Raw genomic sequence first — 13,467 nt, forward strand, 5'->3', positions numbered from 1 at the left:
TGTGGTGGTGGCCGCAGGAGTTGATGCAGCCGCTGATGTGCAGGTCGATGTCGCCCACGTCGTCGAGCAGCGCGATGTCGTCGAAGCGCTCGTTCAGCTCGGCCGCGACCGGGATCGAGCGTGCATTGGCCAGGCCGCAGAAGTCACCACCGGGGCAGGCGATCATGTCCGTCAGCAGGCCGATGTTGGGCGTGGCGAAGCTCGCTGCCTTGGCTTCCTGCCACAGCGTGTGCAGGTCTTCCTCGCGCACCCAGGGCAGCAGCAGGTTCTGGTCGTGCGTGACGCGCAGCTCGCCGTGGCTGTAGCGGTCGGCCAGCTCGGCGGCCAGATCCATCTGCGCATCGGTGGCGTCGCCCGGCGCCTGGCCGGCGCGCTTGAGCGACAGCGTTACCGCCTTGTAGCCGGCGAGCTTGTGACCGTGGACATTGCGCTCGAGCCACTTGCGGTAGGCCGGCGGCGCGTCCGCGGGCACGCCGTCAGTGACGGCGGCGCGCGGCGCCACGCCTGGCGGCAGCACGAAGCAGGCCGACACGCGGTCCAGTTCGGCCTGCGGGATGACCTGGGCGTCACCGTCGGTGTCGAGGGTCAGGATGTCCTGGTATTCCTTCTCGACGGCGTCGATGAACTTCTGGCCTTCCGCCTTGACCAGGATCTTGATGCGCGCCTTGTACATGTTGTCGCGCCGGCCGTAGCGGTTGTAGACGCGCACGATCGCTTCGATGAAGACGAGGATCTGGTCCCAGGGCAGGAAGTCCCGGATCACCACGCCGTTGACCGGCGTGCGCCCCATGCCGCCACCGACCAGCACGCGAAAGCCCACCTCGCCGGCAGCGTCGCGGTGCAGCTGCAGGCCGATGTCGTGCCAGGCGATGGCCGCGCGGTCTTCGGTCGCGCCGGTGACGGCGATCTTGAACTTGCGCGGCAGGAAGGCGAACTCGGGGTGCAGCGTGCTCCACTGGCGCAGGATCTCGCAGTAGGGCCGCGGGTCGACGGTCTCGTCGGGCGCCACGCCGGCCAGCGCGTCGCTGGTGATGTTGCGGATGCAGTTGCCGCTGGTCTGGATGCCGTGCATGTCGACCTCGGCGAGGCGCTCCATCACATCGGCGCTGCGCACCAGCGGAATCCAGTTGTACTGCAGGTTCTGGCGCGTGGTGAAGTGGCCGTAACCGCGGTCGAACTCGCGCGCGATGCGGGCCAGCGCGCGCAGTTGGCGGCTGCTCAGTTCACCGTAGGGCACGGCGACTCGCAGCATCGGCGCATGGCGCTGGATGTACCAGCCGTTCTGCAGACGCAGCGGGCGGAAATCGTCGTCGCTCAGCGCGCCGGCCAGGTTGCGGGTGAGCTGGTCGCGGTACTGCGCGGCGCGCTGCTGCACGAAGCGTCGGTCGAAATCGGTGTACTGGTACATCGTCAGCGGTTCAATGGATGACCTTGAGGCCGGCACCCAGCAGCGCCGCGCACAGCAGCGCGCGCACCAGGCGCTCGGGCATGCGGCGCGTCAGCTGGGCGCCGATCCAGATGCCGGGGATGGAGCCGATCAGCAGCGTGGCCAGCATCGGCCAGTTGACATGACCCAGCGTGGCGTGGCCGACGCCGGCCACCAGCGTCAGCGGCACGGCGTGCGCGATGTCGGTGCCGACCAGCTTGCGGGCGTCGAGCCGCGGATGCAACAGCAGGATCAGCGTCGCGCCGATCGCGCCGGCGCCGATCGAGCTCAGCGAGACCAGCACGCCCAGCAGCACGCCGGAGGCGATGGTCCAGGGCAGCTTGCGCTCGGCGGGGATCCAGCGCTCCAGGCGCAGGCCGACGGCCTGCCAGGCCGGGCGGAAGAACACCACGATGGCGGTCAGCAGCAGTGCAATGCCCAGCGCCAGCGTCAACGCGCTGCCCCAGGCCTTGGTGACGCCCGTCGCGTGCATCAGCGCGATCGTCGCCAGCGACGCCGGAATGCTGCCGGCCAGCAGCTGCCAGAGGATGGCGTTGTCGATGTGCTTGTGGCGCCAGTGCGCGATCGACCCGGAGATCTTGGTCAGGCCCGCGAACCACAGGTCCGTGCCGATGGCGACCGCGGGCGGCAAGCCGAACACGCCCATCATCAGCGGCGTCATCAGCGAGCCGCCGCCGACGCCGGTCATCCCGACGATGGCGCCGACGCCGAAGCCGATCAGCACTGCTATGAGGTCCATGGGTTTGCTGCATCGCGAAAATTCTCGCGGAGGCCGAACTCTACGGACCGAGCAAGCGCATGCGAAGAACAGATAAGTCGATTGCTTATGGCCGACCGGCATAAGGCGAGAAGGCCGCTTCCTAGAATGGAAGGCATGCACTTCGATCCTGTCCTGGCTGTCCGTCGGCGCGCCTTCCTGACCCTGGGGTCGGTCGCCGCTGCCGGCCTGCTGACGGCCTGCGGCACCGCGCCCCGGCCCAGTCCGACGACGGCCGCGCCGACGCCGGAGCCGCCGCCCGTGGCCAAGCCGCCACCGCGGCCGCCGCGCATCGGTCTGGCGCTGGGCGGCGGCGCCGCCCGCGGCTTTGCGCACATCGGCGTGATCCAGGTGCTGGAGGAGCAGGGCATCCGGCCCGATCTCGTGGTCGGCACCTCGGCGGGCAGCCTGGTCGCCGCGATGTGGGCGTCGGGCAAGAGCGGCGTCGAGCTCGGCTCGCTGGCCGAAAGCATGGACGAGACCGCGCTCACCGACTGGACCTACCCCGGCCGTGGCCTGTTGCGCGGCGAGGGGCTGGCGAAGTACGTGCGCGAGCACACCGAGGGCCGCTCCATCGAGACGATGAAGGTCCCGCTCGGCATCGTCGCCACCGACCTGGCGAGCGGGCAGCCCATCCTCTTCCAGCGTGGCGACCCCGGCGTGGCGGTGCGGGCATCGAGCGCGGTGCCGGCGGTCTTCCAGCCGGTGAAGATCGGCAGCCGCGAGTACGTCGATGGTGGCCTGGTGGCGCCGGTGCCGGTGCAGTTCGCCCGTCAGATGGGCGCCGAGCTGGTCATCGCGGTCGACATCTCGGCGTCGCCGGAAGACCAGCCCACCGGCGACGCCTTCAAGATGCTGCTGCAGACCTTCGCGATCATGGGTCGCAGCCTGGGCCAGTACCAGCTGCGCGAGGCCGACATCGTGATGCGGCCCAAGCTGCAGGGCGTGTCGGGGGCCGACTTCGGCGCCCGGCGGCTGTCGGTGCTGGCCGGTCGCGAAGCGGCGCTCACGGTGCTGGCCGACCTGCGCGCCCGCATCGCGGCCAAGAGCCACTGAAAGGCGGGGAACGCCGGCCCCAATAAAAACGGCCCGAGACAAGCTCGGGCCGGAAGGTACCTGGAACCCAGTTCGCGAAGGTACCGAGGAGACAACCTTTCAGGAGACCACCAGCGGGCCGGTGGTCACACTCAGATGGCGGGTAGTCTCACAAGTTCAAGAGCAGGTGAATCAACGACGGCTCTTGGTCGCGGCCTGCGAGGCCTTGACCGCGGTCGTGTTGATCGCCTGGAAGTTGGCTTCGGCCACGTCCTGGGCTTGCTTGGCGGCCTTGGTCACGCTCTCGAGCGCGTTGTTGGCAGCGGCAACCGCCGACTTGACCAGGGCCACGGCGTTCTCGGTGCCGGCCGGCGCGTTCTTGACGGCCGAGTCGACGGCGGCCATGAAGCTCTTCTGGGTCTCGGCCAGCTTGCTCTCGGCGATCTTGCTCACTTCGGCGTTGGTGCCGGAAGCGATGTCGTAGAGGTGGCGGCTGTAGGCGGCGGCCTTCTCGGCGGCCGGCTGCAGCAGGCCGGCTTGCAGGGCCAGCAGCTCTTGCGCGTCCTTGACCGACAGCGTGGCCTTGGCGTGCTCGGCGACTTCGCCGAGGCCCGACTTCGCGACTTGCAGGTTCAGCTCGACGAGCTTCTCGACGCCTTCGAAGGCCTTGTTCGTCAGACCGAACAGGGTTTCGAGGTTGGCCTTGTGGGCGGCGAGCAGTTGTTCAGCGGTCATCATGTTCAGGTCTCCAGTGATTGCAGGGCGGGTGAGCTGCAACGATTGGTGCACTGCAGCATGGAAGGAAGTATATCGGGGGTTTTCCCCAGTGCAAGCTCTTTTTGCTGCGCCGCCGCAATTTAGACCCGTGGCCCTAGTGACGGTCCTCGCTGCGACACAATCGCGCCGCCATGCAGGCCTACTACAGCGATCACTTCGTCCTGCCGCTGCCGGCGGGCCATCGCTTCCCGATGGGCAAGTACCGCCTGCTGCACGAGCGGCTGGCCGCCGGGCTGCCGGGCCTGCGTCTGATCGAGGCACCGGCGGCGACCGAGGGCGAACTGGCGCTGGCTCACAGCCCGGCCTGGGTCGACGCGGTGGTCAGCGGCAGTCTCAGTGCCGCCAGCCAGCGCGAGATCGGCTTTCCCTGGTCGCCGCGCATGGTCGAGCGCTCGCTGCGGTCGGTCGGTGCGACGATCGCCGCGGCCCGGTCGGCGCTGGTCGAGGGCGTGGCCGCCAACCTGGCCGGGGGCACCCATCACGCCTACGCCGACCGCGGCTCCGGCTACTGTGTCTTCAACGACATCGCCGTGGGCGCCCGACTGATGCAGGCGGAGTGGCACCGCCGGCACCGCTGCCTGCTGCGCGTGGTCGTCATCGATCTCGACGTGCATCAGGGCAACGGCACGGCCTCGATCTTCCGCGACGATCCGACGGTGTTCACGCTGTCGATGCACGGTGCACGCAATTTTCCGTTCCGCAAGGAGCCGAGCGACCTCGATGTCGACCTGCCCGACGGTTGCCGCGACGACGACTATCTCGCCGCCCTGGACCGTGCGCTCGACGCACTCTGGGACCGGCACGCCGAGGGCGAGCCCGGCCTGGCCTTCTACCTGGCGGGTGCCGATCCGCACGAGGGCGATCGCCTCGGGCGGCTGAAGCTCAGCTTCGAAGGTCTGGCCGAACGCGATCGCCGCGTGCTGCAGGCGCTGCGCGAACGCCGCATCCCGGTGGCGCTGGCCATGGGCGGCGGCTACGGGCGCGACATCGAGGACACGGTCGGCGTCCAGCTCGGGACCTTCCGCGCGGCGCTGGCGAGCTGGGACCTGTGGAAGCAATGGAACAATAAGCCGCATGAGCCGTCCCCAGCCCGAGCCGCGTGAAGCCTATCGAGTCTTCTCCGCGCTGCCTACGCGCTGGATGGACAACGATATCTACGGCCACGTCAACAACGTCGTCTACTACAGCCTGTTCGACACGGCCGTCAACGGCTACCTGATCGAGTCCGGCGCACTCGACATCCACCAGGGCAGCGTGATCGGGCTGGTGGTCGAGACGCACTGCAACTACTTCGAGCCGGTGGCGTTTCCGCAGGTCATCGAGGCCGGCCTGCGCGTGGCCCACGTCGGCAGCTCGAGCGTGCGTTACGAGATCGGCCTGTTCGCCGCCAGCACCGGGCCGACCGCGGCGCGCGGCCACTTCGTCCATGTCTATGTCGATCGCCGCACCCAGCGGCCGACGGCTCTTCCTCAGAATCTCCTCAACGCCCTGGACCGACTCAAGTGACACCTGCCGAAGCCACCACCGCCGTCGACGCGGCCATCACCTCGCGCCGGTCGGTGCGGGCCTTCCTGCCCACGCCGGTGCCGCGCGCGACGGTCGAGGAGATCCTCCAGGTCGCGGCGCGCGCACCCTCGGGGACCAACATCCAGCCCTGGAAGGTGACGGTGCTCACCGGCGCGGCCCTCAAGCGTCTGTGCGACGCGATCACCAGCGTCCACAACGATCCGGCCGAGATGGCGCGGCACCAGGAGGAGTACGCCTACTACCCGCGCGACTGGGTGGCGCCCTACATCGACCGTCGCCGCAAGATCGGCTGGGACCTGTACGGCCTGCTCGGGATCGGCAAGACCGACAAGGCCCGCATGCATGCGCAGCACGGCCGCAACTACGTGTTCTTCGACGCGCCGGTCGGCCTGATCTTCACGATCGACCGCGTGCTGGAGCAGGGCAGCTGGCTCGACTACGGCATGTTCCTGCAGAACGTGATGGTGGCGGCGCGCGGCCGCGGCCTGGACACCTGCCCGCAGGCCGCGTTCACGCCCTTCCACCGCGTGATCGCCCGCGAGCTGCAGTTGCCGGACACCGAGATGCTGGTCTGCGGCATGGCCCTGGGTCAGGCGGACCCGGCCGCGGTCGAGAACCGCCTGGTCACCGAGCGCGAACCGGTGGCCGGCTTCGTGCGCTTCCTCGAGTGAGCGCCATGCGCCGATTCATCGCCCTGCTCGCGGCGAGCCTGCCGCTCGCCGCCTCGGCCGCCGAGATCGACGGTGCCGCACTGGGCGCCCTGTGGGCCGTGCCCTTCGCGGGCGTCCTGCTGTCGATCGCGCTGATGCCGCTGCTGGCGCCGACGTTCTGGCACCACCACTACGGCAAGGTCGCGCTCGCCTGGGCGGCCGCGTTCATGCTGCCCTTCGCGGCCCTGTACGGGCCGGCTGCTGCGGGGACCGCCTTCGTGCATGCGGCGCTGGCCGAGTACATCCCCTTCATCATCCTGCTGACCGCGCTGTTCACCGTGGCCGGTGGCATCCACATTCGCGGCAACTTCCACGGCAGCCCGGGCTTCAACTGCGGGCTGATGGCGATCGGGGCGGTGCTGGCCAGCCTGATGGGAACGACGGGCGCGTCGATGTTGCTGATCCGCCCGCTGATCAGCGCCAACGACAATCGCAAGCACGTCGCCCACGTGGTGGTGTTCTTCATCTTCATCGTCTCCAACGTCGGCGGTTCGCTGACGCCGCTGGGCGACCCGCCGCTGTTCCTGGGCTTCCTCAAGGGCGTGAGCTTCTTCTGGACCGCCCAGCACATCTTCCCGGAGACGCTGTTCCTGGTGATCGCGCTGCTGGCGATCTTCTATGTCATCGACAGGCACTACTACCGCAAGGAAGGCGTCCAGCGCTTCGACCCGACGCCGGACTCGGCGACCTTCGGCATCGAGGGCAAGGTCAACCTCGGCCTGCTGCTGGTGATCGTCGGCCTGGTGCTGATGAGCGGAACCTGGAAGCCCGGTATCGAGTTCGATGTGTTCGGAACGCCGGTCGGCCTGCCGCAACTGGTGCGCGATGCGGCCCTGATCGCGGTGGCGGTGGTGTCCTGGAAGATCACGCCACCCGGTGTGCACGGGCGCAACCAGTACAGCTGGGAGCCGATGCTCGAGGTCGCCAAGCTCTTCGCCGGCATCTTCCTCACCATCGCTCCGGTGCTGGCGATGCTGAAGGCCGGCTCGCAGGGCGCCTTCGCGCCGGTCGTCGGCCTGGTGACGGGTGCCGATGGCCAGCCGATCCCGGCGATGTACTTCTGGGCCACCGGCATCCTGTCGAGCTTCCTCGACAACGCACCGACCTACCTGGTGTTCTTCAACCTCGCCGGCGGCGACCCGCAGGTGCTGATGACGACCCTGGCGCCGGTGCTGGTGGCGATCTCGGCCGGTTCGGTGTTCATGGGTGCCAACAGCTACATCGGCAACGCACCCAACCTGATGGTCAAGGCGATCGCCGACAGCCGCGGCATCCGCATGCCGAGCTTCTTCGGCTACATGGCCTGGAGCTGCGCGATCCTGATCCCGCTGTTCGTGCTGGTCACGCTGATCTTCCTGCGCTGAAGGATCGATGATGAAGAAGGTGCTGGTGGCGCGCGCGGTGTTTCCGGAGGTCCTGGAGGCCCTGCGCGCGCATTTCGAAGTCGAGTCCAACCGCGACGACACGGTCTGGAGCAAGTCGCAACTGATCGAACGGCTGCAGGGCAAGGCCGGCGTGTTCGCCACCGGCAGCGAGCGCATCGATGCCGAGGTGCTGGCCGCCTGCCCCGGACTCGAGGCGGTCTGCAACATGGCCGTCGGCTACAACAACATCGACGTCGCCGCCTGCACCGCGCGCGGCATCGTCGTCACCAACACGCCCGACGTGCTGACCGAGACGACGGCCGACTTCGGCTTCGCGCTGATGATGGCCGCGGCCCGGCGCATGGCGGAGTCCGAGCGCTACCTGCGTCGCGGCGAGTGGCTCAAGTGGCACTACGACCAGTTCATGAGTCCCGACGTGCACGGCACGACGCTCGGCATCCTGGGCATGGGCCGCATCGGCCAGGCGATCGCGCGCCGCGGCGCGCTCGGCTTCGGCATGGGCGTGATCTATCACAACCGCACGCGCCTGCCGGCCGACAAGGAGGCGGCGGTGCACGCCCGCTACGTCGACAAGGCGACGCTGCTGCGCGAGGCCGATCACCTGGTGCTGGTCGTGCCGTACTCGCCGGCCTCGCACCACGCCATCGGTGCGGCCGAGCTGGCGCAGATGAAGCCGACCGCCACGCTGACCAACATCGCGCGCGGCGGTGTGGTCGACGATGCCGCGCTGGCAGCCGCGCTGAAGGAGCGGCGCATCGCAGCGGCCGGCCTCGACGTGTTCGAGGGCGAGCCGCGGGTGGACCCGGCGCTGCTGGAGGTGCCGAACGTCGTGCTGACGCCGCACATCGCCAGCTCGTCGGTGCGCACGCGCCGCGCGATGGCCGACCTGGCCGCTGACAACCTGATCGCCGCGCTGGGCTGCGGATCGCGGGCCGGCCGGCCGCCGACGCCGGTCAACGCCGAGGCCCTGGCGGCGCGCTGAGGCAGGGCAGATGGCCGACTGGATGCCGATCGCCGCGCTGGTGCTGCTGGCGCTGATCCTGCTGTTGCTGCTGCGCCCGGCGAGCGACGCGCCGCTGCAGCGCCTGGAGCGCGAACTGCGCGACGAGCTGTCGCGCAGCGCGGCCGGAACGCGCCAGGAGCTCGGCATCACGCTCGGCAGCCTGCAGCAGACCCTGCTGACGCAGCAGGGCGACGTGGCGCGCACGCAGAACGAGCAGATCGACTCCTTCCGCGTCCAGCTGGGCGGGCTGCAGCAGTCGCTGGCGCAGGCCTCGATGGCGGGCCGCGAAGCGCAGGATGCCGCGCTCAAGCGCTTCGGCGACGCGCTGACCGATCAGCTGCGCGCGCTGTCCGAGGCCAACGAGCGCCGGCTCGGTGAGGTGCGCGTCACGGTCGAGCAGAAGCTCGCGTCGCTGGCCGAGGCCAACGAGAAGAAGCTCGAGCAGATGCGCACCACCGTCGACGAGAAGCTGCACGCGACGCTGGAGCAACGCCTGGGCGAGAGCTTCAAGCAGGTCGCCGACCGGCTGGAGCAGGTGCACCGCGGCCTGGGCGAGATGCAGACGCTGGCGCGCGACGTCGGCTCGCTCAACCGCGTGCTGACCAACGTCAAGACGCGCGGCGTGTTCGGCGAGGTGCAACTGGCCGGCCTGATCGAGCAGGTCTTCACGCCCGAGCAGTACGGCGTCAACGTCGAGACCGTGCCCGGCAGTGGCGCGCGCGTCGAGTTCGCGATCAAGTTCCCCGGCCGGGGCGCCGGGAGCGATGCGCCGCCTCTGTGGCTGCCGGTCGACGCCAAGTTCCCGCGCGAGGACTACGAGCGGTTGCTGGATGCCCAGGAGCGCGCCGACGCCGCCGGCGCCGAGGCCGCGGGCAAGGCGATCGAGCAGCGGCTGCGCCTGGAAGCCAGGACCATCCGCGAGAAGTACATCGCCGCGCCGCACACCACGGAGTTCGGCATCCTCTTCGTGCCGACCGAAGGCCTGTACGCCGAGGCGCTGCGCCGTCCGGGCCTGGCCGAGGCGCTGCAGCGCGAGCACCGCGTCACGCTGGCCGGCCCGACCACGCTGCTCGCCACGCTGACCAGCCTGCAGATGGGCTTTCGCACCCTGGCGCTCGAGAAGCGCAGCGCCGAGGTCTGGGACGTGCTGGGCGCCGTCAAGGTCGAGTTCGGCAAGTTCGGCGACGTGCTGGTCAAGACGAAGAAGAAGCTGCAGGAGGCCAGCGACACCATCGACGCCGCGCAGACGCGCACGAACGTGATGCAGCGCAAGCTCAAGTCGGTCGAGTCGCTGGACGAGGGCCGGGTGCAGGCCCTGCTGCCGGGCAGCCTGGCCGAGCCCGACGAGGACGCCGACCGCGGATGAGCCGCGAGACCGGGGCCACCGTTTCCTCGGCCGGCGCGCTGCTGCCGCTGATCGGCGGCCAGATCTGCCTGCATTCGGCGATGGCCGGCGCGCGCATGGCTGCGCCCCTGCAGGCCCTGCGCGACGGGCACAGCCCGCTCGCGGTCGGTCTGCTGCTGGCGCTGTTCGCGGCGGCGCCGATCGCGCTCGCGCTGGCGGCTGGCCGGATGGCCGACCGGCATGGCTATCACCGCCCGGTGCGCGTGGCCGTGGCGCTGACCCTGCTGGGCGGGGCGCTGGCGGCGCTCGCGGCGCTGCTGAGCGGCGGCTGGCGCTACGGCGGGCTGTGCCTGGCTGCCGTGTTGTCCGGCGCCGGCGCGAATTTCGGCCTGATCGCGATCCAGCGCACCGCGGGCCGCCTGGCCCGTGACCCGACCGACCTGAAGCGCGTCTTCAGCTGGCTGGGGTTGGCGCCGGCACTCAGCAATGTGGCCGGCCCGGTGCTGGCGGGCCTGCTGATCGACGCGGCGGGTTTCGGCGCCGCCTTCGCGGCCCTGGCCGTCCTGCCGCTGGGCGCCACCTTGTGGGCACGCCGCGTGCCGGTGGAGGCCATGGCCGATGCGTCGCGGCCGCGCGGCGCGACGACCCGGGCCGCGTGGCAGATGCTGCGCACGCCGGCCATGCGTCGCCTGCTGCTGGTCAACTGGCTGCTGTCGACCAGCTGGGACGTGCACAGCTTCGCCGTGCCGGTGCTCGGGCACGAGCGCGGCCTCAGCGCCTCGGCCATCGGCCTGATCCTCGGCGTGTTCGCGCTGTCGGTGGCCGGCGTGCGCGTGCTGATCCCGATGCTGGCGCATCGGCTGAGGGAGGCCCAGGTGCTGTCGGGCGCGATGCTGCTGACGGCCGCGGTGTTCGCGCTGTACCCGCTGGCCGGAACGGCGGGGCTGATGGCGATCTGCGCCACGGTGCTGGGCCTGGCGCTCGGCGCGGTGCAGCCGATGATCATGTCGACGCTGCACCAGATCACGCCCGAAGCCCAGCACGGCCAGGCGATCGCGCTGCGCTCGATGACGATCAACATCTCCAGCACCGTGATGCCCCTGGGCTTCGGCGTGCTGGGTGCGAGCCTGGGCGCAGCGTCGCTGTTCTGGGTGATGGGCGCCGCAGTCGGAGCCGGCAGCTGGCCGGCGCGCGGCCTGCGTGCCGGGGAGGGGGCTCAGTAGATCAGGCGGTCCGGACGGATGTCGCGCAGGATCGTGGTCGCGATCTCCTCGATCGACTTGTGCGTCGAGCTCAGCCAGGCGATGCCCTCGCGGCCCATCATCGACTCGGCGGCAGCGACCTCGTAGCGGCAGTTCTCCAGCGCCGCGTACTTGCTGTGCGGACGGCGCTCGTGGCGGATCTCCGCCAGGCGCTCCGGCGCGATGGTCAGGCCGAAGCACTTCTTCTTGTGCGGCAGCAGGGCCGACGGCAGGTGGCCGCGCTCGAAGTCCTCGGGGATCAGCGGGTAGTTGGCGGCCTTGATGCCGTGCTGCATCGCGAGGTAGAGCGAGGTCGGCGTCTTGCCGGAGCGGCTGACCCCGACCAGCACCACGTCGGCCAGCGCCAGGTTCTTGGACGACTGGCCGTCGTCGTGGGCCAGCGAGAAGTTGATCGCCTCGATGCGGTCGGTGTACTCCTGGCTCTTGGCGACGTCGTCGAAGCGGCCGACGCGATGGTTGGACTTGATGCCGAACTCGGCCTCGAGCGGCTCGACGAAGGTCTGGAACATGTCCAGCACCAGCGCGCGCGAGGCGGTCACGATGTCGCGCACCTCGGGGTCGATCAGCGTGATGAAGACGATCGGGCGCTTGCCTTCACGCTCGGCGGTCGCGTCGATCTCGCGCACCACCTGGTGGGCCTTGTCGGCCGTGTCGATGAAGGGCCGGCGCACGTGCCGCGGACGGGCCGCGAACTGGTTGAGGATGGAGTTGCCGAAGGTCTCGGCGGTGATGCCGGTGCCGTCGGAGACGAAGAAGACCGAGCGATTGGGCATGGCCTGCAGGTGCCGCGAGGCACGGTTCTGGGGGGAGGATGACGAAAGCGTGACCCGTACAATCTAAAGCAAATTCGCACCCACCCCCAGCCATGAGCCCCGCGCCGATCGACAAGACGACAAAGAGCGCGAGCGTGGCCGGCTGGCAGTGGAAGGGCGCCCCGGTTTCATCACATCACGGAGCTTCCCCACCATGGCCACCTTCAGCGCGACCGCCCTGGTCGTACCGTTTGAACATCTGAGAATGACCGACGTCGAGGCGGTCGGCGGCAAGAATGCCAGCCTCGGCGAGATGATCAGCCAGTTGGCCGCCTCGGGGGTGCGGGTCCCCGGCGGCTTCGCCACCACGGCGCATGCCTTCCGGCAGTTCCTGAAGCACGGCGGCCTCGAGGCCCGCATCAACGACCGGCTGTCCACGCTGGACACCGACGACGTGCGTGCGCTGGCCGAGGCCGGGGCGCAGATCCGCGGCTGGGTCGAGGCGCAACCCTTTCCGGCCGACCTCGCCGAGGCGATCCGGGTCGAGTTCGCGCGACTGACTGCCGGCAGCCCTGGGGCCTCGTTCGCGGTGCGCTCGTCGGCCACGGCCGAGGACCTGCCCGATGCCAGCTTCGCCGGCCAGCAGGAGACCTTTCTCAACGTCGTCGGCATCGACGACGTGCTGCACAAGATGAAGGAGGTCTTCGCCAGCCTCTACAACGACCGCGCGATCAGCTACCGCGTGCACAAGGGCTTCGCGCATGCCGACGTGGCGCTGTCGGCCGGCGTGCAGCGCATGGTGCGCTCCGACCTCGGCGCAGCCGGCGTGATGTTCACGATCGACACCGAGAGCGGCTTCAAGGACGTGGTGTTCATCACCTCCAGCTACGGCCTCGGCGAGACCGTGGTGCAGGGCGCCGTGAACCCGGACGAGTTCTACGTCCACAAGCCGGCACTGCGGGCCGGCAAGCAGGCGGTGATCCGCCGCAACCTGGGCAGCAAGCTGATCAAGATGGTGTTCTCGTCGGCCGACGAGAAGGCCGCCACCGGCAAGCTGGTGAAGACCGTCGACACGGCGACCGAACAGCGCAACCGCTACTCGCTGTCCGACACCGACGTGGCCGAACTCGCCCGGTACGCGCTGATCATCGAGCAGCACTACGGCCGGCCGATGGACATCGAATGGGGCCGCGACGGCGGCGATGGCCAGCTCTACATCCTGCAGGCCCGTCCCGAGACCGTGAAGAGCCAGGCCGAGGGCAAGGTCGAGCAGCGCTACAAGCTCAAGGGCCAGGGCACGGTGATCGCCGAGGGCCGCGCGATCGGCCAGAAGATCGGCACCGGCCCGGTCCGCATCGTCCACAGCCTGGCGGAGATGGACCAGGTGCAGCCCGGCGATGTGCTGGTCACCGACATGACCGACCCGAACTGGGAGCCGGTGATGAAGCGCGCCAGCGCCATCGTCAC

The 13,467-nt window shown here is 69.6% G+C and carries 13 protein-coding genes; 9 read left to right on the forward strand and 4 right to left on the reverse strand.

The window, feature by feature from the left end:
- Together QZV97_RS18790 and QZV97_RS18795 are read right to left on the reverse strand one after the other, a co-directional pair.
- On the reverse strand, positions 1-1,408 hold a 1,408-nt coding region (locus tag QZV97_RS18790; protein ID WP_295646251.1), incomplete at its 3' end, for a nitrite/sulfite reductase.
- A 10-nt stretch (positions 1,409-1,418) separates the two neighbouring features.
- The gene (locus QZV97_RS18795) at positions 1,419-2,186 is read right to left on the reverse strand and encodes a sulfite exporter TauE/SafE family protein (protein WP_295646253.1); all 768 of its coding nucleotides are present in this window, start codon (positions 2,184-2,186) and stop codon (positions 1,419-1,421) included.
- Positions 2,187-2,321: 135 nt separating this feature from the next.
- Here QZV97_RS18795 and QZV97_RS18800 point away from each other — a divergent pair, with 135 nt between their 5' ends.
- Entirely contained in the window at positions 2,322-3,260 is a 939-nt protein-coding gene (locus QZV97_RS18800) for a patatin-like phospholipase family protein (protein WP_295646256.1), read from the forward strand.
- A 171-nt stretch (positions 3,261-3,431) separates the two neighbouring features.
- Here the strand turns inward: QZV97_RS18800 and phaP are convergent, their stop codons facing one another.
- Positions 3,432-3,977 carry a TIGR01841 family phasin gene (gene phaP, locus QZV97_RS18805; protein ID WP_295646259.1) on the reverse strand — a complete coding sequence of 182 codons (546 nt, stop codon included), beginning with the start codon at positions 3,975-3,977 and terminating at the stop codon, positions 3,432-3,434.
- 170 nt (positions 3,978-4,147) lie between these two features.
- Between phaP and QZV97_RS18810 the strand changes: the two genes are divergently transcribed.
- Genes QZV97_RS18810 through QZV97_RS18840 form a run of 7 tightly spaced genes read left to right on the forward strand, consistent with a single transcriptional unit; the run spans position 4,148 to position 11,209 of the window.
- A complete protein-coding gene (locus QZV97_RS18810) occupies positions 4,148-5,119 on the forward strand; it encodes a histone deacetylase (RefSeq protein WP_295646262.1) in 972 nt (323 codons plus the stop codon).
- Entirely contained in the window at positions 5,091-5,522 is a 432-nt protein-coding gene (locus QZV97_RS18815) for a thioesterase family protein (protein ID WP_295646264.1), read from the forward strand. Before QZV97_RS18810 ends, QZV97_RS18815 begins: the two co-directional genes overlap by 29 nt.
- Entirely contained in the window at positions 5,519-6,214 is a 696-nt protein-coding gene (locus QZV97_RS18820) for a nitroreductase (RefSeq protein ID WP_295646266.1), read from the forward strand. Before QZV97_RS18815 ends, QZV97_RS18820 begins: the two co-directional genes overlap by 4 nt.
- Before the next feature lie 5 nt (positions 6,215-6,219).
- A complete protein-coding gene (locus tag QZV97_RS18825; protein WP_295646269.1) occupies positions 6,220-7,617 on the forward strand; it encodes a sodium:proton antiporter in 1,398 nt (465 codons plus the stop codon).
- Positions 7,618-7,624: 7 nt separating this feature from the next.
- Complete coding sequence (locus QZV97_RS18830) at positions 7,625-8,620, forward strand: D-glycerate dehydrogenase (protein WP_295646276.1); 996 nt, start codon at positions 7,625-7,627, stop codon at positions 8,618-8,620.
- Between the two features lie 10 nt (positions 8,621-8,630).
- Complete coding sequence (gene rmuC / locus QZV97_RS18835) at positions 8,631-10,007, forward strand: DNA recombination protein RmuC (RefSeq protein WP_295646283.1); 1,377 nt, start codon at positions 8,631-8,633, stop codon at positions 10,005-10,007.
- Positions 10,004-11,209, forward strand: coding sequence for an MFS transporter (locus QZV97_RS18840; RefSeq protein ID WP_295646293.1), 1,206 nt, complete (start codon positions 10,004-10,006; stop codon positions 11,207-11,209). Before rmuC ends, QZV97_RS18840 begins: the two co-directional genes overlap by 4 nt.
- Here QZV97_RS18840 and QZV97_RS18845 read toward each other — a convergent pair.
- Positions 11,203-12,021 (reverse strand): pyruvate, water dikinase regulatory protein, encoded by an 819-nt coding sequence (locus QZV97_RS18845; protein ID WP_295646296.1) that lies wholly within the window; start codon positions 12,019-12,021, stop codon positions 11,203-11,205. The two genes, QZV97_RS18840 and QZV97_RS18845, sit on opposite strands and share 7 nt — an antisense overlap.
- Positions 12,022-12,214: 193 nt before the next feature.
- Here QZV97_RS18845 and ppsA point away from each other — a divergent pair.
- Positions 12,215-13,467: phosphoenolpyruvate synthase (gene ppsA, locus QZV97_RS18850; protein ID WP_295646299.1), on the forward strand; the 1,253-nt coding region annotated here is incomplete at its 3' end.

Source organism: uncultured Methylibium sp. (assembly GCF_902826655.1).
Taxonomy (GTDB): domain Bacteria; phylum Pseudomonadota; class Gammaproteobacteria; order Burkholderiales; family Burkholderiaceae_C; genus Methylibium.

Coding starts and splice junctions, on each gene's coding strand:
- QZV97_RS18825 (WP_295646269.1), top strand. CDS start 6,220: ATGCGCCGATTCATCGCCCTGCTCGCGGCGAGCCTGCCGCTCGCCGCC.
- QZV97_RS18830 (WP_295646276.1), top strand. CDS start 7,625: ATGATGAAGAAGGTGCTGGTGGCGCGCGCGGTGTTTCCGGAGGTCCTG.
- QZV97_RS18840 (WP_295646293.1), top strand. CDS start 10,004: ATGAGCCGCGAGACCGGGGCCACCGTTTCCTCGGCCGGCGCGCTGCTG.
- rmuC (WP_295646283.1), top strand. CDS start 8,631: ATGGCCGACTGGATGCCGATCGCCGCGCTGGTGCTGCTGGCGCTGATC.
- QZV97_RS18795 (WP_295646253.1), bottom strand. CDS start 2,186: ATGGACCTCATAGCAGTGCTGATCGGCTTCGGCGTCGGCGCCATCGTC.
- QZV97_RS18815 (WP_295646264.1), top strand. CDS start 5,091: ATGAGCCGTCCCCAGCCCGAGCCGCGTGAAGCCTATCGAGTCTTCTCC.
- QZV97_RS18845 (WP_295646296.1), bottom strand. CDS start 12,021: ATGCCCAATCGCTCGGTCTTCTTCGTCTCCGACGGCACCGGCATCACC.
- QZV97_RS18810 (WP_295646262.1), top strand. CDS start 4,148: ATGCAGGCCTACTACAGCGATCACTTCGTCCTGCCGCTGCCGGCGGGC.
- phaP (WP_295646259.1), bottom strand. CDS start 3,977: ATGATGACCGCTGAACAACTGCTCGCCGCCCACAAGGCCAACCTCGAA.
- QZV97_RS18800 (WP_295646256.1), top strand. CDS start 2,322: ATGCACTTCGATCCTGTCCTGGCTGTCCGTCGGCGCGCCTTCCTGACC.